At 64.3% G+C, this 19,516-nt stretch carries 24 protein-coding genes; 12 read left to right on the forward strand and 12 right to left on the reverse strand.

The window, feature by feature from the left end; all coding sequences use genetic code 11:
- Positions 1-92: 92 nt before the first annotated feature.
- Complete coding sequence (locus ACSDHM_RS17530) at positions 93-740, forward strand: CPBP family glutamic-type intramembrane protease (RefSeq protein WP_227836812.1); 648 nt, start codon at positions 93-95, stop codon at positions 738-740.
- A gap of 143 nt (positions 741-883) precedes the next feature.
- Here ACSDHM_RS17530 and ACSDHM_RS17535 read toward each other — a convergent pair whose 3' ends face one another.
- Positions 884-1,318 (reverse strand): PepSY domain-containing protein, encoded by a 435-nt coding sequence (locus ACSDHM_RS17535; RefSeq protein ID WP_072167930.1) that lies wholly within the window; start codon positions 1,316-1,318, stop codon positions 884-886.
- A gap of 155 nt (positions 1,319-1,473) precedes the next feature.
- Here ACSDHM_RS17535 and ACSDHM_RS17540 point away from each other — a divergent pair, with 155 nt between their 5' ends.
- From ACSDHM_RS17540 to ACSDHM_RS17550, 3 genes are read left to right on the forward strand one after another with little or no spacing between them, the layout of a single operon-like run.
- Positions 1,474-1,764 (forward strand): PepSY domain-containing protein, encoded by a 291-nt coding sequence (locus ACSDHM_RS17540; protein ID WP_072167931.1) that lies wholly within the window; start codon positions 1,474-1,476, stop codon positions 1,762-1,764.
- A complete protein-coding gene (locus ACSDHM_RS17545; RefSeq protein WP_072167932.1) occupies positions 1,764-2,423 on the forward strand; it encodes a response regulator transcription factor in 660 nt (219 codons plus the stop codon). The genes ACSDHM_RS17540 and ACSDHM_RS17545 overlap by 1 nt, the downstream gene beginning before the upstream one ends.
- A complete protein-coding gene (locus tag ACSDHM_RS17550; protein ID WP_334271136.1) occupies positions 2,420-3,739 on the forward strand; it encodes a sensor histidine kinase in 1,320 nt (439 codons plus the stop codon). Before ACSDHM_RS17545 ends, ACSDHM_RS17550 begins: the two co-directional genes overlap by 4 nt.
- A 132-nt stretch (positions 3,740-3,871) precedes the next feature.
- Here the strand turns inward: ACSDHM_RS17550 and ACSDHM_RS17555 are convergent, their stop codons facing one another.
- Positions 3,872-4,192: a DUF6122 family protein gene (locus ACSDHM_RS17555; protein WP_072167935.1), complete on the reverse strand. Its 321-nt coding sequence runs from the start codon at positions 4,190-4,192 to the stop codon at positions 3,872-3,874.
- Positions 4,193-4,228: 36 nt separating this feature from the next.
- Positions 4,229-6,118, reverse strand: coding sequence for an arginine decarboxylase (gene speA / locus ACSDHM_RS17560; RefSeq protein WP_088497367.1), 1,890 nt, complete (start codon positions 6,116-6,118; stop codon positions 4,229-4,231).
- 191 nt (positions 6,119-6,309) lie between these two features.
- Between speA and speE the strand changes: the two genes are divergently transcribed.
- Complete coding sequence (gene speE, locus ACSDHM_RS17565; RefSeq protein ID WP_072167936.1) at positions 6,310-7,164, forward strand: polyamine aminopropyltransferase; 855 nt, start codon at positions 6,310-6,312, stop codon at positions 7,162-7,164.
- A 124-nt stretch (positions 7,165-7,288) separates the two neighbouring features.
- Here speE and ACSDHM_RS17570 read toward each other — a convergent pair whose 3' ends face one another.
- Entirely contained in the window at positions 7,289-8,194 is a 906-nt protein-coding gene (locus ACSDHM_RS17570) for an aspartyl/asparaginyl beta-hydroxylase domain-containing protein (protein WP_032954620.1), read from the reverse strand.
- A 436-nt stretch (positions 8,195-8,630) separates the two neighbouring features.
- Here ACSDHM_RS17570 and ACSDHM_RS17575 point away from each other — a divergent pair, with 436 nt between their 5' ends.
- On the forward strand, positions 8,631-9,290 hold the full coding sequence (locus tag ACSDHM_RS17575; protein ID WP_111201370.1) for an RIO1 family regulatory kinase/ATPase domain-containing protein: 660 nt from the start codon (positions 8,631-8,633) through the stop codon (positions 9,288-9,290).
- 125 nt (positions 9,291-9,415) lie between these two features.
- Here the strand turns inward: ACSDHM_RS17575 and ACSDHM_RS17580 are convergent, their stop codons facing one another.
- The gene (locus ACSDHM_RS17580; protein WP_005411374.1) at positions 9,416-9,754 is read right to left on the reverse strand and encodes a P-II family nitrogen regulator; all 339 of its coding nucleotides are present in this window, start codon (positions 9,752-9,754) and stop codon (positions 9,416-9,418) included.
- Between the two features lie 155 nt (positions 9,755-9,909).
- Between ACSDHM_RS17580 and ubiK (ACSDHM_RS17585) the strand changes: the two genes are divergently transcribed.
- Positions 9,910-10,167: a ubiquinone biosynthesis accessory factor UbiK gene (gene ubiK, locus ACSDHM_RS17585; protein ID WP_069138732.1), complete on the forward strand. Its 258-nt coding sequence runs from the start codon at positions 9,910-9,912 to the stop codon at positions 10,165-10,167.
- A 35-nt stretch (positions 10,168-10,202) separates the two neighbouring features.
- On the opposite strand, the gene ACSDHM_RS17590 is transcribed toward ubiK (ACSDHM_RS17585), so the two are convergent.
- A complete protein-coding gene (locus ACSDHM_RS17590; protein WP_227836809.1) occupies positions 10,203-11,132 on the reverse strand; it encodes a hypothetical protein in 930 nt (309 codons plus the stop codon).
- Between the two features lie 73 nt (positions 11,133-11,205).
- Between ACSDHM_RS17590 and ubiK (ACSDHM_RS17595) the strand changes: the two genes are divergently transcribed.
- Both ubiK (ACSDHM_RS17595) and arr read left to right on the forward strand, forming a co-directional pair.
- Positions 11,206-11,457 (forward strand): ubiquinone biosynthesis accessory factor UbiK, encoded by a 252-nt coding sequence (ubiK, locus tag ACSDHM_RS17595; RefSeq protein ID WP_005419983.1) that lies wholly within the window; start codon positions 11,206-11,208, stop codon positions 11,455-11,457.
- Between the two features lie 127 nt (positions 11,458-11,584).
- A complete protein-coding gene (gene arr, locus ACSDHM_RS17600) occupies positions 11,585-12,019 on the forward strand; it encodes an NAD(+)--rifampin ADP-ribosyltransferase (RefSeq protein WP_227836808.1) in 435 nt (144 codons plus the stop codon).
- 4 nt (positions 12,020-12,023) lie between these two features.
- Here the strand turns inward: arr and ACSDHM_RS17605 are convergent, their stop codons facing one another.
- The 4 genes from ACSDHM_RS17605 to ACSDHM_RS17620 form a co-directional block, all read right to left on the reverse strand.
- On the reverse strand, positions 12,024-12,458 hold the full coding sequence (locus ACSDHM_RS17605) for a DUF4279 domain-containing protein (RefSeq protein ID WP_088497370.1): 435 nt from the start codon (positions 12,456-12,458) through the stop codon (positions 12,024-12,026).
- 311 nt (positions 12,459-12,769) lie between these two features.
- The gene (locus ACSDHM_RS17610; RefSeq protein WP_439426453.1) at positions 12,770-13,126 is read right to left on the reverse strand and encodes a CPCC family cysteine-rich protein; all 357 of its coding nucleotides are present in this window, start codon (positions 13,124-13,126) and stop codon (positions 12,770-12,772) included.
- A gap of 346 nt (positions 13,127-13,472) precedes the next feature.
- Entirely contained in the window at positions 13,473-13,802 is a 330-nt protein-coding gene (locus ACSDHM_RS17615; protein WP_088497371.1) for a hypothetical protein, read from the reverse strand.
- 96 nt (positions 13,803-13,898) lie between these two features.
- Positions 13,899-14,501 (reverse strand): DUF998 domain-containing protein, encoded by a 603-nt coding sequence (locus tag ACSDHM_RS17620; protein WP_439426454.1) that lies wholly within the window; start codon positions 14,499-14,501, stop codon positions 13,899-13,901.
- A gap of 627 nt (positions 14,502-15,128) precedes the next feature.
- Here ACSDHM_RS17620 and ACSDHM_RS17625 point away from each other — a divergent pair.
- On the forward strand, positions 15,129-15,485 hold the full coding sequence (locus ACSDHM_RS17625; RefSeq protein WP_439426455.1) for a hypothetical protein: 357 nt from the start codon (positions 15,129-15,131) through the stop codon (positions 15,483-15,485).
- A gap of 45 nt (positions 15,486-15,530) precedes the next feature.
- Entirely contained in the window at positions 15,531-16,019 is a 489-nt protein-coding gene (locus tag ACSDHM_RS17630; RefSeq protein ID WP_151354890.1) for a cold-shock protein, read from the forward strand.
- A gap of 76 nt (positions 16,020-16,095) precedes the next feature.
- On the opposite strand, the gene ACSDHM_RS17635 is transcribed toward ACSDHM_RS17630, so the two are convergent.
- A complete protein-coding gene (locus ACSDHM_RS17635; protein WP_151354896.1) occupies positions 16,096-17,001 on the reverse strand; it encodes an Abi family protein in 906 nt (301 codons plus the stop codon).
- Positions 17,002-17,448: 447 nt separating this feature from the next.
- Between ACSDHM_RS17635 and ACSDHM_RS17640 the strand changes: the two genes are divergently transcribed.
- Entirely contained in the window at positions 17,449-18,948 is a 1,500-nt protein-coding gene (locus ACSDHM_RS17640) for a YifB family Mg chelatase-like AAA ATPase (RefSeq protein WP_188240544.1), read from the forward strand.
- A gap of 124 nt (positions 18,949-19,072) precedes the next feature.
- Here ACSDHM_RS17640 and ACSDHM_RS17645 read toward each other — a convergent pair whose 3' ends face one another.
- On the reverse strand, positions 19,073-19,459 hold the full coding sequence (locus tag ACSDHM_RS17645; protein WP_088497376.1) for a hypothetical protein: 387 nt from the start codon (positions 19,457-19,459) through the stop codon (positions 19,073-19,075).
- Positions 19,460-19,516 lie beyond the last annotated feature (57 nt).

Below are 19,516 nucleotides of genomic sequence, written 5' to 3' on the forward strand. Positions count from 1 at the left end.
CGACCTTTACAACCTGATGGCAAGGTGACGCAAATGCCCCCGGCTCGATTCAACCGGGGGCATTCTCTTAGTGTTTGCCATCCAAGGATCGAATGCGGAAGCCGCTACCCACCCCAGAGAACTTCCTGATCTATGCAGCTGTTAGCTGGGTAGCCGTGAGCTTTATTGGAATGTTCTTAGCCGATGCCGGCATGTATGGCGCCAAAATCGTAACTGAGGCGGCAGCGTTCTCTCTCTTGGTTGCGCTGTTTCCTAGCGAGCCGCACAGACCTTGGTCAGTAGCAGTAGTCTGCATCGCATTAGCTGGCGCCGCAGTATTCTTTGCCATGTGGCTTGTATTTTTCGCGCTCCCCGAAGCCAAGAGCTTTTCCTTTCCAGATCCTCAAAGCTTAAATCGCCTTGACATAGTTGCTGGATTTTTGGGGACTGCGGTTGTTTCACCACTTTTTGAGGAAAAATTGGCGAGACACTTGGCACTAAGGGGTATCGAGGGCGTTACACCGCCTTGGCTCTCGAGGTTAGTGTCGCCTCGAATACTTGCCACCTTGATTGTCTCAACAATATTTGCGTGGGCGCACGGCGATATGGCTGTCCCTGCGTTTATCTTCTCGCTCACTTTAAGCTGGCTCACCCTGAAGCATAGGTTCGGCCTCTTACAGCGCGCATTGTTGCATGGGATCTACAATGGCGCGGTCATGTTCTGGTTCCTGTCCTATGGTTTCGGCTTCTACTCAGGATGACTCTGTAGCGAGGAGCACGGTTCGCGCCGCATAGTTGCTCGCGAGAGTCCAGGTCAATCATTGCGACTTTTCGACGACAAGGATTGCGGAGCACAACGATCACGAGATTGCCGGCCAGCGGCCGGCACCTGCCCGCGCGCGAATCAATCCAGCCAGCCATCGCGCTCGCTGTGCAGGATGCGGCCGTCGTAACCGCTCAGGCGCACCTCCACCTTCTGGTTGCGGGCATTGCGGGCTTCCAGCGACCAGGTCGCCCCATCGCGTTCCAGCGAATGGATCTCGCGCAGGCCATGCGACTGCGCCCGTGCCAGCACCTGCTCGGTGGTCAGCAGCGCGCGGCCGCTGTGCTCATCGAAGATCTCGCCGGTCTTCGGGTCCACGTAGACTTCGCTGAAGCGGCCATCGGCGCGGCTCACGTCGGCTTCCCACAGGCCGTCATCGCGTTCGATCTCGTGGATCTGGGTGTAGCCGGCCTTGCGCAGGGTCTGTTCGACCTGGGCCATGCCCAGCGGTGCGGCCTGTGCGGCCGGTGCAATGGCCAGCAGGGCAACGGTGGCGAGGGTGAGCGACTTCAACATGGGGGTTCTCCTGTTCGTGTTCGTGGCCGGACCATCCCGGCAACGCCACGATGCATGCCTCGGTTAACAGCGCCTTAGCCGTGGCTGTTAGCCGGCTGTTAGTCATCCCCGGCACACTCGCGCCTGAACCCCTCCTTCTTTCTTTCTGCACCCGCATGCTTCCCACCCTGCCCCTGCTGCTGGCCCTGGCCGGCTCCCCGATCGCCGCTGCGCCCGTACAGGACCCGGCGCAGCAGGTCGCGCGCCGTGCCGTGCAGCAGGGCCGCTACGTGCCGCTGGAAAGCGTGGTGCGCGATGCGCTCAAGCGCTACCCGGGCCAGCTCCTGGAAGTGGAGCTGGACGACGGCGTCTACGAAGTGGAGATCCTGCGCGGCGACGGCGTAGTAGTGGAGCTGGACTATGATGCGCGCAGCGGAAAGCTGCTGAAGACGGAGCTCGACGACTGATGCGCATCCTGTTGGCCGAAGACGATGCCGCACTGGCACAGCGCCTGGTGCCCCTGCTGGAACAGGCCGGCTATGTGGTGGCGGTGGTCGCTGACGGCCGCGAGGCCGAGGAGATCGGCCAGGTCGAAGACCTGCAGGCCGCCATCGTCGACTTGGGCCTGCCCGGGCTGGACGGACTGAGCATGATCGAGCGCTGGCGCGGCAATGGCCGCAGCTTTCCGGTGCTGGTGCTGACCGCGCGGGCGCGCTGGCACGACAAGCTGGCTGGCTTCGATGCCGGCGCCGACGACTACCTGACCAAACCGTTCCAGGCCGACGAACTGGTGCTGCGGCTGCGTGCACTGATCCGTCGCAGCCATGGCCACGCCAGCCCGCGCCTGCACTGCGGCCCGCTGCAGCTGGACGTCAACGCCGGCCGCTTTGAGCTGGATGGGCAGGCGCTGCCGCTCAGTCCGCAGGAGTTCCGCCTGCTCAGCTACTTCATCCATCACAGCGGACAGGTGATCGGCCGCGACCGGCTGGGCGATCAGGTGTTCGACGGTGGCCACGACCCGGACTCCAATGCACTGGACGTGCTGCTCGGACGCGTGCGACGCAAGCTCGGCATCGACCTGATCCAGACCGTGCGCGGCCAGGGCTGGCGGCTGGCCGCGCCGTGAGCCGGCAACCATCGCTGCGACGGCGCCTGCTGCTGGCCGGCGGCGTCGGCCTGCTGCTGGTCTCGCTGCTGGCCAGCGCGTTGCTGGGCGAGCTGTTCAAGCGCAGCGCGCGCGACCGCCTCGACCACGAACTGCAGCAGGACATGCTGACCCTGCTGGCGCAGGCCGAAGTGGATGCGGACGGACAGCTGCGCCTGCGCCAGGAACCCAATGACGCACGCTTCCAGCGCGTGTTCTCCGGTGCCTACTGGCAGATCGCCGGTGCCGATGGCCGCGTGCTGCTGCAGTCACGCTCGCTGTGGGATGAAACCCTGCCGGCGCCGGTTGCCGGGCCGACCACCCGCAACCTGCCCGGGCCGCTGCAGCAATCCCTGCGCGCACGCGTGCAGCAGGTGCGCCTGCCGCGCGCCAGCGAACCGTTCGTGGCCGTGGTTGCCACTGATCGCAGTGCGTTGGATGCGGATGTCGCTGCATTCCGCAAGCGCACCGCCATCGCGCTGGGCGTGCTGGTCGCCGCCTGGCTGGCGGTGCTGGCCAGCCAGGTGCACTTCGGCCTGCGCCCACTGCATCGCCTCGGTGCGCAGCTGGAACGGGTACGGCGCGGCGATGCGCAGCGCATCGAAACCCAAGGGCTGGGCGCGGAAGTCGCACCGCTGGGGGAAGAACTCAACGCGCTGCTGGACCACCAGCAACGCATGGTCGCGCGCGCACGCACCAGTGCACAGGATCTGGCGCATGCGCTGAAAACCCCGCTGAGCGTACTGGCCACCGAAGCCGACGGCGATGGCGCGCACTGGCGGGCCACCGTGCGCGAGCAGAGTGCGCGTATGCAGGCCAGTGTCGACCGTTACCTGGCTGCAGGACTGGCCGCCGACCATCGCCAGCGGACCGGCGTGGCGGCCGTCGCTCAGGCGATGTGCCGGCTGATGGCACGCGTGCATGGCGAACGTGGCATCACGTTCACGGCGGCCGGTATCGAACCGGCGCTGCAGTTCGCCGGTGCCAGTGCGGACTTGGAGGAGATGCTGGGCAACCTGCTGGACAATGCCGGGCGCTGGGCACAGCGGCAGGTCCAGGTCAGCGCGGAAGCCGACGACGGCCAGTTGCGCATTGAGGTCCGCGACGACGGCCCCGGCCTGGCCGCAGACGCCCTGCAACGGGTCACCCAGCGTGGCGTGCGGCTGGATGAGCGCGTGGGCAGCAGTGGATTGGGGCTGGCGATCGTGGGCGATATCGCCGCCAGTTATGGCGGACGCGTGGCGCTGGAGAATGTACAGCCGGGCCTACGCGCGACGTTGTGGCTGCCGGTGGGGTGACGCGGCCAACCCAACGGTGGGTAGTGCCGGCCGCTGGCCGGCAACCACGTGGTCACCGGGAACGTCTTGCGCAAGCCGGCCAGCGGCCGGCTCTACCAAGCGCCAATCCGACCGGTCGCCGTGCATCAAGCATCAACGGTGATGCATCCACCAGCAATCAATTGCGTCCAGCACGATGTGGATGATCAGACCGATGCCGAACAACCGCGTTTTCCTCGGTACGCACAGGCCCGCATAGACCGCGATGGCCGGTGCGGTGTGCAGCGGATGGAAACCAATGCTGCAGCGGTTCGGTGCATAGATCGGGTCGGCCAACAGGTGGTCCAGGTCGATGATCCAGCCCAGCAACAGCAGCAGCCACGCCGAGGCGAAGCGTTTGCGCCAGAACAGCCATGCCAGCAACGCTGGCACGGCGGCATGCAGGAACAGGTGGAAGATCGCGCGCGCGCTCATCGCAACGGTAGCGCCGGGCAAGCCCGGCGCTCTCCATCAGACCAGCGGTTCGTCAGACAGGTAGGTGTAACCGGTCAGGCCGGCTTCCAACGCTTCGGACAGTTCCTGCGCGCGTTCCGGCGACAGCTGCGCTGCAGCCACGCGCTGCGCATAGGTCGCCCGCAGTTCGTCCAGGCGGTAACCCACGTAGTCCAGCATCACGTCGGTGGTATCGCCACGGCGCTGCTGGGTGATGGCATAGCCATCGGCATCGGCCAGCACTTCCACCGCGTCGGTATCGCCGAACAGGTTGTGGATGTCGCCCAGGATTTCCTGGTAGGCGCCGACCATGAAGAAGCCGATGCGGTAGCTCTCGCCCGGCTTCATCTTGTGCAGCGGCAGCGAGCTGTCCAGGCTCTCGTTCTCGACATAGGTTTCCACCATGCCGTCCGAATCGCAGGTCATGTCGGCGATGATGCCGCGGCGGTCCGGGGTTTCATCCAGGCGCTCGATCGGCACGATCGGGAACACCTGGTCGATCGCCCACACGTCCGGGATCGATTCGAACACGCTGAAGTTGACGAAATACTTGTCGACCAGGCGCTCGTTCAGTTCATCCAGTACCGGGCGATGGCTCTTCTCGTCATAGCTCAGGCGCGCACGCACGCCGTGGGCGATGGCGTAGAACAGATCGTCGATGCGCGCGCGCTGCGGCAGGTCGATCTGGCCCAGCGCGTAGCTGGCCAGGCCTTCGGCATGGAAATGCTGCGCTTCCTGGAACAGCTCCACCGCCGGGCGCACGTCCAGCTCGTCGTGGATCTCGCGCAGGTGGCGGATCGCCGCCGGCTCGTCGTCGTGCTGGTCCGGCACGCGGCCTTCCTGCGCTTCTTCCACTTCCGACACATTGGCGATCAGCACCGCGTGGTGCGCGGTCATCGCGCGGCCGCACTCGGTGACGATGCGCGGCGGGGTCAGGCCGAACTCTTCGCAGGCATTGGCCAGCGGCTGCACGATGTTGCTGGCGTAGGAATGCAGGCCGTAGTTGATCGAGCAGAAGCTGCGCGAACGGGTGCCTTCATAGTCCACGCCCAGGCCACCGCCCACATCGACGTGGGTGATCTTCGCGCCCAGGCGCGACAGCTCCACGAAGTAGCGGGTGGCTTCGCGCATGCCGTTGGCGATGTCGCGCACGTTGGAGATCTGCGAGCCCATGTGGAAGTGCAGCAGGTTCAGGCAGTCGGCGTACTCGGTGTCACGCAGCGACTTCCACAGGTCCAGCAGCTGGCGCGGCGACAGGCCGAACTTGGCCTTGTCGCCACCGCTGTTCTGCCACTTGCCGGCGCCCAGCGAGGCCAGGCGCATGCGCACGCCCAGGCCAGGCTTCACGTCCAGCGACTTGGACTCTTCCAGCACCAGCTTCAGCTCGGACGGCTTCTCGATGACGATGAAGGTCTGCAGGCCCAGCTTGCGGCCGATCAGGGCCAGGCGGATGTACTCGCGGTCCTTGTAGCCGTTGCAGACGATCAGCCCGCCCGGGCGCGACAGCGCCAGCACGGCCATCAGCTCGGGCTTGCTGCCCGCTTCCAGGCCGAAGCCCTCGCCGTGGTGGCTGGCCAGGGTGCCGGCCACGCCGCGGGTCTGGTTGACCTTGATCGGGTACACGGCGGTGTAGCCGCCGCTGTACTCCCAGTCCTGCTGGGCCTGGGCGAAGGCCGCCTGCAGCTTGCCCAGGCGCTGGCCGAGGATGTCCGGGAAGCGCACCAGCAGCGGCAGCTTGGCGCCCGCCGCCCGCGCCGCGTCGACCACCTTGGGCAGCGACACCACCGGGCCGTCCGCCCCGGTCGGTCTCACCACCATGTGCCCGGCCTGATCCACGTCGAAGTAACCGTCCGCCCAATGCGGGATCGAGTAGGTCTTGCGGGCTTGGTCGAGGGACCAATCGGTCATTTCAGTCGGCCTTGTTGGCAATAAAAGGGGGGGCATGATAACGCCTATGTGCCCACAGGTTCGTTATCATGCGCGCCCGCGCCCGTGACAGGTTCCAACCTGAACGGGCCGATCCGTCCGGATGTGGCATCTGTGCCACGCGGCCCCGCCCGCCAGCCCGGCTCCACCCCTCCGAACAGGACTGTTTTCCCATGACTGACAGCAACAACTGGTACATCGAACACTTCGAACGCACCGGCTCGGCCATCGGCTACCGCATCACCGGCAAGCTGGACGAGGTGCAGTCGCCGTTCCAGAAGATCGAGATCTTCCAGACCACCGACTGGGGCAACCTGATGACCATCGACGGGGCCATCATGCTGACCAGCAAGGACAACTTCTTCTACCACGAGATGATCAGCCACCCGGTGCTGTTCACCCACGCCGCGCCCAAGCGCGTGGTGATCATCGGTGGCGGCGACTGCGGCACCCTGCGCGAAGTGCTCAAGCACACCGGCGTGGAGAGCGTGACCCAGTGCGATATCGACGAGCAGGTCACCGTGATGGCGCGCAAGCACTTCCCGGAACTGTGCGACTCCAACGACGACGCCCGCGCCGAGCTGCTGTTCGACGACGGCGTGGCCTACATGGCCAACTGCCCGGCCGGCAGCGTGGACGTGGTGATCGTGGACTCGACCGACCCGGTCGGCCCGGGTGAGGGCCTGTTCAACAAGGCCTTCTACGAGAGCTGCTTCAAGGCCCTGAAGGACGACGGCATCCTGGTGCAGCAGTCCGAGTCGCCGCTGATGCAGCTGGCGCTGATCAACGAAATGCGCACCGAGATGGGCAAGGCCGGCTTCGGTTCGTTCAAGACCCTGCCGTTCCCGCAGCCGTGCTACCCCACCGGCTGGTGGAGCGTGACCATGGCGCGCAAGGGCGACAGCAGCTTCGACTTCCGCCAGGCCGACTCGGCCGCCAAGACCTTCAACACCCTGTACTACACCGCCGCGCTGCACACCGGCGTGCTGGTGACCCCGCCGTTCGTGCAGGCGGCATTGAAGGGTTGATCCAAACAAAAACCCGCGCTGGCAACAGCGCGGGTTTTCTGCTTTCTGTAGAGCCGAGCCCACGCTCGGCTGCTCTTCGGACAGGTTGCGGTAAACCAAGCCGAGCATGGGCTCGGCTCTACAGTTACAGCGCCCAGATACCCGCGATCACCGCCACCACCAGGCCCCACTTGATCAGCTGGTAGGCCACCACGCTGCGCTCGCGCAGTGCCTTGGCCTTCAGGCGCACCTTGTAGACGCTGCCGAATGCCTTGTTGACGCCACCGGTTGGGTCACCCGGCAGGTTGGGCGAGGCGCCGCCGGCCAGCAGCGTGGCCGCCACCGCGCGGTTGAACAGCCCCGGCAGGCCGAAGCGCAGCGGGCGGGCGATGTCGCAGAACAGGATCACGCGGTCCTGCTGGGTCTCGTTGTGCGCATGGTGGATGTAGGTCTCGTCGAACATCATCCACTCGCCGTCGCGCCAGCTCTTCTTGATGCCGTCCACTTCGATGTAGCAGGCATCGTCGTTGGGCGTGCTCAGGCCCAGGTGCAGGCGCAGCGAGCCGGCGAACGGGTCGCGGTGCGGGCGCAGCTCACTGCCCGGCGGCAGCTGCGCGAACATCGCCGCACGCACATCCGGGATCGACTCGATCAGCGCCGTGGTCTTCGGGCACAGCGTCTTCGCCGACGGGTGCGACGGGCCGTACCACTTCAGGTAGAAGCGCTTCCAGCCACGACGGAAGAACGAATTGAAGCCGGCATCGTTGAACGTGCTGGAGGCGGCGATCTTCTGCGCGTCGCGCAGCGCCAGCGCCTCGTCGCGGATCATCTGCCAGTTCTGGCGCAGCGGCTCCAGCTGCGGGAACTCCTTGCCCGGGTCCAGGAACGGCGTGGTCGGCACCTTCGAGAACATGTACATGACCACGTTGATCGGGGCCATGAAACTGGAGTGGTCCAGCAGCTGGCGCGACCAGCGCGCGCGGACCTTGCCACGGAAGTGGATGTACAGCACGCAGGCCACGAACAGCGCTGCAATGACGATTTTGATGATCAAAGCACTTTCCTCCAGCCGCGGCCGGAACGGGAAACGGGGCGATGCACGGCCAGGCGGCCAGCACCGGTGGGGAACGCGGCAGGGGACGGGGACGTGCCGGAGGGGGGCGGCCGCCGATGTCGCGGGCTAACAGCTTATGGTCGGCAGGCCGTGCGCCGGGGTCAAGTTGCCCGTGCGCCGCGTTCAGCCGGTTGTGGACGAGGCGCAGGGCTGAGCGCGCAAGCGGTTGATACTAAAGGCCAACTGGAATAAGTGAGACAGAATTGTCCGATTCTGCGCGACGAACTGTTCCAGCCACGGCCCCGACATTTCTCCGACAAATCGTGGAATAGCGAACTGGCGAGTACTAAAATTAACGAAAACTTAGTAACTCCCTGTAACACCGGTTCGCTTGACGCTTTGCGCCACCCACCGGGTCGTCCGAGACCCCGACATGCACCTTCCTGCCCTGCCATCCTCTTCCTGCGGCGATGACGCCGCCTCCCCGCTGCTGCTCAAGCGCGGCGAGCGTTTCCTGGCCCCGGATGTCTACCGCACCTGCCTGGACGGGCGCGAGGCGGTCATCAAGGACTACTCCCGCTACCGCGGCACCCCCGTTTCGCTGATCGCGCGGCTGATGGTGCGCCGTGAAGCACGCATGCTGCAGCGCCTCGGCGGCTGGAAGCATGCCCCCGCACTGCTCGGCACCCTGGGCGGCCTGGCGCTGGGCATGGAGTTCATCCCCGGCCAGACGCTCAGCACCGCGCAGGCCGTCGGCAATGAAGTGTTCGAGCAGCTGCAGCACGCGCTCAGCCGCCTGCACGCCGCCGGCATCACCCACAACGACCTGCATGGCACCAACGTGGTGGTGAGCGGAGGCGTGCCGGTGCTGCTGGACTTCACCTCGGCCTGGCGCGTACCGCGCTGGCTGCGCCGCAACCCACTCAGCCGCCAGCTCAGCCGCAGCGACATGAAGAACCTGCTGAAGATGCGCCAGCGCGTGACCGGCCAGGCTCCGAGTGCCGTGCAGGCCGCGCTGGTGGCCGACCCGGGCTGGGTCGCCGCGGTGCGCCAGGGCTGGAAGCGGTTCTACAAGTGGGCCAAGCGGCGGTAGAGGTCGAGCTCGCTCGACCGCGTTACCGCTCTTTGTAGAGCCGAGCCCGCGCTCGGCTGCTGTTCCTGCATCGCGCGAAATGCAGCCGAGCATCGGCTCGGCTCTACAACATCCCGCCAAACGGCTTACAACGCGTCCGCGTCCAGCTCACCGGTGCGAATACGCACCACGCTGCCCAGGTCGTACACGAACACCTTGCCGTCACCGATCTTGCCGGTGCCGGCGGCCTTCACGATCGCCTCAACCACCGCCTCCACCTGATCATCGGTCACCGCCACTTCCAGCTTCACCTTCGGCAGGAAATCGACCACATACTCCGCGCCACGGTACAGCTCGGTATGGCCCTTCTGGCGACCAAAGCCCTTCACTTCCGTCACCGTGATGCCGGTAACCCCACGCTCGGCCAGTGCTTCGCGCACGTCGTCGAGCTTGAACGGCTTGATCACCGCCATGACCATCTTCATCGTCTATCTCCTGTCTTCCGGCGTGGAGGATAGCGCCTGAACGTGGCCCGTGCGAAGCCGCTGCGGCCTGTCCGGGCAGTGGGTGCCAGCAGTATCCTTGTGTGCGAACGGCCTGCCCGCGCCGGATGCACGGGCCCACCCCCACGGAGCACCCCATGATCGACCTGAACCAAATCGATGACCTCGCCCGTCGCCTCAGCGACCTGGTGCCGCCGGGCCTGCGCGAGTCGCGCGAGGAACTGCAGGCCACCTTCAAGAGCGCGCTGCAGGCGGGGCTGGCCAAACTGGACCTGGTGACGCGCGAAGAGTTTGAAGTGCAGCGTGCTGTGTTGTTGAAGACCCGCGAGAAGTTGGATGCACTGGAAGCGACCGTGCGTGAGCTGGAAAGGCGCTCGACATCAGATTTGAGTTGACGCCACTTTCGCCAGACAGCGAGGCGAAAAGCAGACTACCGCTCATCGTCAAACGCGAAGTGCCTCACGTCCTCGAGATCGAACACGGCACGATCCTGCGTCAGCCGAATCCGGCCGGACACCTGCACGCTGGCAGAGACATTGCACAGGCCAGGACTGTTACGCTCCAGGCATATGCGCTTCTGTTCGGCGTAAAAACGTGCGACCGAACTGGCGGCCCCATGCTTGCCGATATCGAGGATTCGTGCGCCATCGCTACAGCGGGAGTTGCGCAGAACCTCTTCGTGGCGGTTATCCGTTACATATCGAGCTGACAACACGACCTCATCCCGATCATATTTGCCGGGATTCTTAGTGATGGCACACAGCACTTCTTCATGAGGATCGTCTTTTACCGCTGCCGCCCCTACACTGGCATATGCAGATAGCAGCAGGCCCAGCATGGGCACCAATGACGCAGATTTCATAGTCATTTGTCCTTCTCGGTCTTGGGCTGACGCGCTTCCCAGTTTGCAACAGAACCCTCCCCCCTTGGCCTGTTCACCCTTGCTGATGTTGATCCCAAGGCCTTTAGCAACAACCGCCTCCGTGCCGTAAGCACTCCGCTCTGTGGCACGAATCTCATCACTGGTGGCTGCGGCGCGTCCACGCTCCGCCGTATCAATATCGTGCTGATCTTCTTGGGCGATCACCTGCACCCCCGTCTTTGGGCTGTCGACCTTGCTGAGATCGACAGTGACTGTCCCCTTCTGATTGGTATTGGCGAGCGTGACTACCTGTGTTGGAAGCCCATCTGCGGCGTAACTCCAAGTCTGGCTTCCGTTCCCATCGGGGAACGTTAGCGTCGAAATCCTGTTGCGCGCATCGTACGCCCGGTCAATGACCTGTAGCCCTTTTCCTAACAAGCCCCGCCAGCCACTGCCTTGGTGCTCGAAAAGTCCTAGGGAATGGACTGAGGAAGCCATCACAAGGTTTCATGCGTGGTTTAACTCGGCGGGCTGAAGATCGAACCGGCTGTTACCCCACGGCCCCCTCCCCATGATCGACCTGAACCAAATCGATGACCTCGCCCGTCGCCTCAGCGACCTGGTGCCGCCGGGCCTGCGCGAATCGCGCGAGGAACTGCAGGCCACCTTCAAGAGCGCGCTGCAGGCCGGCCTGGCCAAGCTGGACCTGGTCACCCGCGAGGAGTTCGAAGTGCAGCGCGCCGTGCTGCTGAAGACCCGCCAGAAGCTGGATGCGCTGGAAACCGCCGTGCGCGAGCTGGAAGGGCGCGGCGCCGCAGAATGAAAAAAGGGAGGCGCACTGCGCCTCCCGTTTGCAGATTATTTCCCGGATGGGGCCTTGCAGCAAGGCCCACCGGGCGCCCTAGACTCGCCGGCCTGTCGATCCGGCAGGACACGCAGGGGCAGTGCCGATGGCGCAGGACACCGAATGGACACCCGTTTCGCATGACACCTGCGACCAGATCGCCGGGCCGTTCTATCACGGCACCCGCGCTGATCTGGCGGTGGGCGAGCTGCTCAGCGCGGGCTTCCGCTCCAACTATCGCGACAGTGTGGTGATGAACCACATCTACTTCACCACGATTGCCAAGGGCGCCGGGTTGGCTGCGGAGATGGCCCGCGGTGAAGGGCGACCGCGCGTGTATGTGGTGGAGCCCACCGGGCCGTTCGAGGACGATCCGAACGTGACCAACAAGAAGTTTCCCGGCAACCCGACGCGGTCGTATCGGAGTGCAGAGCCGTTGCGGGTGGTGGGCGAGATTGTGGAGTGGGAGCTGTATGACTCGGAGTTCGTTCGGCAGTTGAAGGCGTTTGTTGCTTCGGGCAGTGGGGAGATCATCAATTGATGACCTACTGGCGTTGGGCGTTGCACACCTCTTCATCGGCTTCATAGATGTCCAGCCCGAGCTCAATGCCGCGCTCACCCAAGGCGAGCAGCGCGCGAGGCGAAAGCGAGACACCACCGTTGCTGCTGCCCATGAAAAGACCGCAGAACAGATCAGGTCGGAAGCGTGCCAGAGACTGCCATACGGCGAGATCGCCGGTGAGCTGATCGAGGATTTCGAAGATCTGAGCGTCCAGATCTTCAGGCTCACGACGCTCCGCATCAAGTTGCCAGCTGCCAGTCCTGGCGATGCGCAGGGTACCTGATTGGTTGCCTCTGAGTTCCTGGCCCTTGTGATGCGAAGCGGTCGGGGTCGCCCCGAGCAAGGCACTGACTTCTTCGGGCAGGAGGTCGTCTCCGAAGAATCGGAGGGTTACCAGGGAATGATCGAATGCGGCCATTGGAATCCAGTGCGTCGGCATCGTTGATGTCAGATTACGGCCGACCTGCCCACAAAGCACCATGCGGCGTGCTTTCGCCTGATACAGCGCGATCCTAGGGCGGCTGGGTTCGGCCATCAAGCTGGCGCATGGCCGGACCCAGGCATAGAATCAGACGCCTCGCCAATTCCACGTTCAGGACACCTGGGCCATGTCCGCTACGGGTCGCTGGCTGGTCAGTGATCCACAGGAAGTGCCCTGCGCGAGCCAATGTCCGCTCTCGGCCAGGGGTAGAAATTCGTGAACGTCATGAGTTGAGCCGCAAAGTGGCTTCAGATCGATAGAGCGCCCAAGCTCGACCAGTAGGCCTCCCTCTCGTGCGAGACCCCCTTGCTGTGCCAGTGTTTGCCGCCCCTTAAAGCTTCGTAGTGCCCAATTTCTGTGCGGGACAAAGGGCGCCAGCCAGATCCGCGGCGAAAGCCGCTTGCGACCTCGACGCCAAGGGGGAAACTGGAAAGAGCATTCTGCTGCGCTTGCGCCAGAGACTCGCCGTTGGCTCCGCCGGTGGATGTGGGGTTGGCAAGTTGCACTCCGTCATCCTCCCAGTTGCAGATCGGACATATGGCGTGGGACCCGTAGACGTCTTCCAGGGTCAGGAAGCCACACGATGGACAAGGCAAATCGATCATTGAGAACCAAGAACCTCAGGTAGACGAATCACTGGACTGGCAGGTGTCGCGTAGGGCTGAAGGGGACGAACGTCCGCTTCGGATCGAGAGCGGCCTCTAGCATTCCGGGTCGCGTTGTCTGGCGCCGGCACGTTTGCATTCAGCCAAGAGCGGGCATCAATCGCAAGAGCCTTCCATATCGTGGAGCACCGACACGAAAGTGTGAGCCCCGTCAGGCCGGCTGGATAGGCGATGCAAGATTCTCAAGCTCGACTCTTGCCGCGCTACCGCAAGATGATAACCGGCTAGCGGCCGTGGTCTCTAGAGCAGTTCCATGCCGGAACCAGGCATCTACTCCAGCGATTCGTCACTCCCGCCCTTCTGTCTGGATATGGATAGACGAAACACCGGAAACCAAGGAATGGCTGGACCAAGCATCCAGCTCTTCCGCAATTGAACCACTCAGGAGCCATCCGCGGCCGGTGCACTGTGCCGAAGCCAGGGCAAGAACCACAAACTCAGGCCACGATTGCGCAGCATGACGGGAGCAGGCACTCACCACGAAGCCGCCCTTGTGATATGGCTCGGCGTGGAGATTGCTGACTTCAAGACCTGCTTGCTCAAACATCCGCGCCGCGACCTTGACAGCCGCCTGCTGCGATGTGCAACTGGTGAACAAGCGCCAGTACAACTCCATGAGCCCACAATCTTCCAAAAGGCCCTCTGGGCGCGGTTGCCCTACTTATAGCAGAAGGCGCGCGCCCCTTCCGCTCTTGCCACCGAGGTGCCAGCATCAATGCGCAGGCTCCGCCTTCAACGCGCTTGAACCCCTTCGCAGCAGATACAGTGCAACCAGGAACGGCCACAGCGAGTTGATCGACGAGAACAGGCGCTGTGTCAGCCCCCGGAAGCCTTCCGGATCCGCCCCCACCACGTTCAACCAGAGATAGACGATGCTCGCGATGCTCACCATAGCAGTCACGGCGTACGCCCTTCGGTTGGCAGACCACGCGCTCAGTTCGATGTGCGACATCGCCGGTGCAATGATGTTGGCGATACCGATGGTGTAAAAGCCGTGCATCGGATGGCCCATGGGCCAGAGCCCGTTGGTCAGCATGGAGATGCCAAATACCATCCAGCAGATCGCGCCTACGGCAATCCGGCGACCGGACTCCCGCCATACCCCGATGGAGAACGCCACGAAGCCTACGCCAGAGCCGATGGCGGCGATCCTGGCGCCGATGCTTGCAAGCGTCGGCGCCTGCAGCAGCTCGCTGGCGTGCTGTGCAAGCGGGTTGTAGCCCGGCGCGAACACGGCGGCAACGCTGGTCCAGAACAGGAACCACGGGAGCGGGAGCAGACCCGCAGACAGAAGAAGTCGATTGCGGCGTAACACGTACAGTGATCCTTGTAGCGGCCTGCGCCAGTGGGTGGAGTCCGTTCAAACGCCGCAGAACCTTCCTGCTGCGGGCAGAACAGTTCTGAGTGACTACAGCGGTAGTCAGATTCTGCGTGGCGCCCCGCGGGGTCAATAGGCAGAAAGTCACTCACGCATAGAGGCGAAATACGTGGCATCCATCAGCGACCGTCGGACCAATGCTGTCGCATTTGCCGCTCCCTGCGTCTCTGGCGGAAGGTTCTGACGACTCCGTCCCAGAAGTGCCGCTGCGCCAAGCACGCCAAGGCTCTCGCCGCTTTCCTCGCTATGCGACAATGCCAAAAACGTCTCGGGTTTTGGCGGCATTGACCCCTACCCGTTGGCATTCCGAACAACAGCAGGTAATCGTTACTGCGCCACCGTGCATCGGTGGTCGGGACTCGAAAGCCCGTTTTGTTGGGAAGTAGTTTGCGCTTGCCAGCCGGCACCACCGCGCGTGGTGCCGGCTGGCAATCCGTCTGCCGGCTATGGCGGGCGGGGCGTGGGGGTCCTGTACCCGCCGGTTCCCAACATCCGGTTTTCGAGCCACGCTCTGCCCGCCACCTTTATCGGTGGCGGCGTCCGCCTGCTTGCACGGAGCCCGCCATGACCAAACCGCACTCCCCAACCCCGCGCCACATCCAGCAAGTGCCCTCGGCCGCGCCAGCCCTGGATCCCAACAGCCTCATCGCCATCCTGCACGCCATCGGCGCGGGCGCTGCGGCCGACGGCCAGCCCTGGCCCGAGCGGCACCATCTACGCAGCCGACAGATGCAGTTGTCCGACGCCGGCTGCGCGCTCACCGGCCAGCGCATCGTGCAGGAGATCCTGCTGGCGGCCGAGCGCACGCGCCAGAACGGTGAGCCGGAGCAGTACGTCGGCGACCGGGTGATGGAGGGGCTGGTGATGGCCGATCTCGCGCTGACCGCCTTCATCCACGAGCGGATGCGACCCAAGGACTGAGCGCGCTTATGGCGCGCATTTTTCTGCCTGTCTGCGGGGGGATGAATGAAGAAGCACGGCCTTGCCGCTGCGGCGGTGTGCATCGCGGTGATCGGAGCGATGTGGCTGGAGTGGCCCGAGCCCGCGGGCGATCAGGTGTGGGCCTACCAGAAGCTGCAGCCGGCCGATTACCGCCTGCTGCACAGTGATGCGCGCGGCTTCGTGAGCGCGAAAGCCCACGAGGGATTTGAACTGCACGCGCGCCATGCCAGCGCAACATCCTTCGAGATCCGATGCAAGGGCGTGCTGGTGATGGAAGTGGAGAACGCGCCCTCGCGCGTGCTGATCCGCATGCCCGCCGATGCACGCTGGCGGGCGCCGGACATCGAACGTCTGCGCATCAGCTTCGAGCGGTGGCTGGATCTGCACCAGAGCCGGGGAAGGTTGTTGGTGGAAAGTGCGGGGCCTTCGTGGGTTGAGGCACGGTTTGGGCGCTTCAATGGGGCGATGCCTGATGAGCAGCGGTGTCTACTTGGGGCGCCGCAACGCGATTGACGAGAATCCCCCCGACCGGCCATCCATAACACGAAGCCACCGAAAGCTCTCTCGACAGCAAAGGCGACTCCTGGTCTCACCCGCGCCACAGGCGGTGCCCCTGCCATCCTGCCGCAGCCCCGAGGCTCTTCACTCGAACTTCGTTCGTCAGGCCAGCCGCGAGGTGGGCATCGACACGTTCACGCCAATCCTTGGAATCAGCGGTTGTCGCTTCCAGAAGTTTGCGAAGCAGGAGCAACAGAAAGAAGGAGCGGTTCGGCGCATACGGTGCCTCATGTTCAGACCATCCCGCCGACCGAGGACGAACCGCCGAAACACCGAGCTCCTTGTTCCAAAGCCTGCTGTGATGTGCAACGACGTTTCGCGCCACGCTGGTGACATGCAGCCAGTTCGCGAAGACGGGGGCTGCCAGGCCCATCTCACCCGCAACAGCTTTCTGCTCACGGGTACGAAGCGCTTTGTAGAGGCGGGAGAGCGACCCCAGCGACATGACTTCCGTTGCCATCCAAACCGGTACTTTGGGAAACGCCGGTGAGGTGTACTTGTCCCGGTAGTGCCGAATGAACGTCTCCCTGGAGCGCACCACTTCACTTTCGACGCCATCCAGCCAATCTGCATGCTCCTGTCCAGCGAAGGTCAGATTACACGCTTCCAGATGGCCGAAGGCGCCGCTCGCATGCGCAAAGTGGTACGTGAGCACGGTCCGCGTTGCGACCTCGATATGGCCGACGGCCTCCATCACCAGGTCTCTAAGCGCTCTATCGAACTCATAGAGGCTTATCGCTTCTTCGAATGTCGCTTGATCGCGGAAACTGTCGCTACCGGGCATGCGCTGTGTGTAGAGATAGCCCATAAGACGATAGTAGCCGACACGCTGCAGGTATCGATTGGCATTGGCGGTATCACCAATGGCAAGCCCGCGCTGCTGGAGCAGATCCAACTGTTCCTGAATCGACAGGGGCGGTTTGCGGTAGCGGGTCATCCCGACTCCAATCAGCAGGCAAAAAAAACCCGCCAATTTGAGCATGTCGCGAACTAGCGCGTCAGAGGCTTGGCGGGTGTGTTGGGTGAATTTTAGCGCCCCTTTTGCTTACCTTCAAGTAAATGTGTGTAGTTCTGGTGAAATGTAAATGCCTGTACGAAAAGCACTTCATGGGGAATTTTCTTGGATTTCCGCAGTCTCCCGGGCGCAGATCCAGTGAGGTGAAAGGCCGGCCCGGGCGAGCGGCAACGGCCTATTCCCCGGCGTTGTTCCACGTCATATCGGTTGAGTTCCGACACTCGATCGCGGACACCGGCCGCTATGAAGCGCGCGCAGGCGCACTCCAACGGTCTGCCGGAATCCCCCTAGCCGCTTCACCTGAAATCCCCGATATCCCACGCGGAACGCCTGCCGCACCATCAAGCGCCCCTCCGCAGGAAACCACACATGAGCCTGGCGCTGGTCCACAGCCGTGCCCGCGCCGGGGTCGATGCCCCGCTGGTGCGGGTGGAAGTGCATCTCTCCGGTGGCCTGCCTGCCACCCAGATTGTCGGCCTGGCCGAGACCAGCGTGCGTGAATCCCGTGAGCGCGTGCGTGCCGCCCTTCTTTGCGCCCGCTTCGACTTTCCGCAGCGGCGCATCACCTTGAACCTCGCGCCCGCCGATCTGCCTAAGGAAGGTGGGCGTTACGACCTGGCCATCGCGCTGGGCATTCTGGCGGCCAGCGGCCAGGTCGATCCGCAATCGCTGCTGCAGTACGAGTTCCTGGGCGAGCTGGGCCTGACCGGCGAGCTGAGGCCGGTGGCCGGCGCGCTGCCGGCGGCGATTGCGGCGGCTGATGCCGGGCGCATCCTGGTGGTGCCGCCGGGCAATGCCGCCGAGGCGGCCCTGGCCGAGCACGCCGATGTACGTGTGGCGCGCACGCTGCTGGAGTGCTGCGCCGGGTTGGGCAATCCGCGCCTGTTGCCGTCCGTGGAGCGCGTAAACACGACGCCGTTGCCACTGCCCGATCTGGCCGACGTGCGCGGGCAGGCGCATGCACGGCGCGCGTTGGAAGTGGCCGCTGCCGGTGGGCACCATCTGTTGTTGATCGGCAGCCCTGGCTGCGGCAAGACATTGCTGGCGTCACGCCTGCCCAGCTTGTTGCCGGACACCGAGGAAGCCGAGGCGTTGCAGCTGGCCGCGATTGCCTCGGTAAGCGGTGAGGGGCTGGACCCGCGGCGCTGGCGACAGCGTCCGTTCCGGGCGCCGCACCACAGCGCGAGTGCGGCGGCGCTGGTGGGTGGGGGCAATCCGCCCTGCCCCGGCGAGATCTCGCTGGCCCATCACGGCGTGCTGTTCCTGGATGAGCTACCAGAGTGGAACCGCAGTGCGTTGGAAACCCTGCGAGAGCCGCTGGAATCCGGCCACATCCGCATCGCCCGCGCGGCACGCAGCGTGCAGTACCCGGCGCGCTTCCAGCTGGTGGCTGCGATGAATCCTTGCCCCTGTGGCTGGGCCGGCGACCGCAGTAACCGCTGCCTGTGCAGTGATGAGCGCATCAACCGCTACCGTGCGCGGGTTTCTGGCCCGCTGCTGGACCGCATCGACCTGCATATCAGTGTGGCGCGTATGGACGCCGTGGAGTTGCGGGAGAGCACGCCACTGGGTGAGCCCAGTGCTGCGGTACGTGCACGGGTGGAAGCCGCCCATGCCCGGCAGCAGGCGCGTGGCGGGCTCAATGCGCATCTCCCGCCAGCGGCGCTGCGGGCGTGTACCCGACTGAGCGAGGGCGATCAGGACATGCTGGAGCAGGCCATCGAGCGTCTGCAGCTTTCCGCACGTGCGATGCACCGCATTCTGCGGGTGGCGCGCACGATTGCGGATCTGGCGGGTTGCGAGGTGATCCAGACGGCGCATCTGGCTGAAGCGATCGGCTATCGGCAGTTGGACCGGGGAAAGCCTTAGAAATGCCGGTCGGGTTGGCTATTGGTAGAGTCGACCGTTGGTCGACTCTCGCGCGAAGCGCGGCCTTCTGAGAGGTAGATGCGAAGAGCGGTCGACTAACAGTCGACCCCACCAAGGGCAGGCATCAGGCTGCCGAATGCACCCGTCCCCGCCTCGCCAGCGACGCCACCCGACGGCTGACCAGCGCGTGCAGCTCCGCCAGCTCCGATGCCCGGCCAGCCGTCATGTTCCCGCCGAACAACACCCGCGACAACGCCGCCTCGTCGCTGTCGTGCGGGTGCTGCCACCGGTCCCGGTACACCTTCTGGCACACAAGCCAGGCCCGGCGCAGCCCACCGCCGGGCAGCGGGCGGACCACGCGTTCGTAGACGTGCCAGAACTGGTACTCGGCCTGCAGGTCGATCACAGGTGCCACGGACGGCGCCTGCCGGGGCCGTCCTGGGCCTCGGATGCCGAACAACCGGGTTGGCGGGGTCTGCTGTGCCATGCGCACAGGATGACCCAGCAACATTGTGGGAACCTTGCGTCGCCGCCAGAAAATCCCTGTTGATTGCGCAAGGCGGGGTTT

This window comes from Stenotrophomonas sp. T8 (genome assembly GCF_051853085.1).
In the GTDB taxonomy this organism is placed as follows: Bacteria; Pseudomonadota; Gammaproteobacteria; order Xanthomonadales; family Xanthomonadaceae; genus Stenotrophomonas; species Stenotrophomonas sepilia.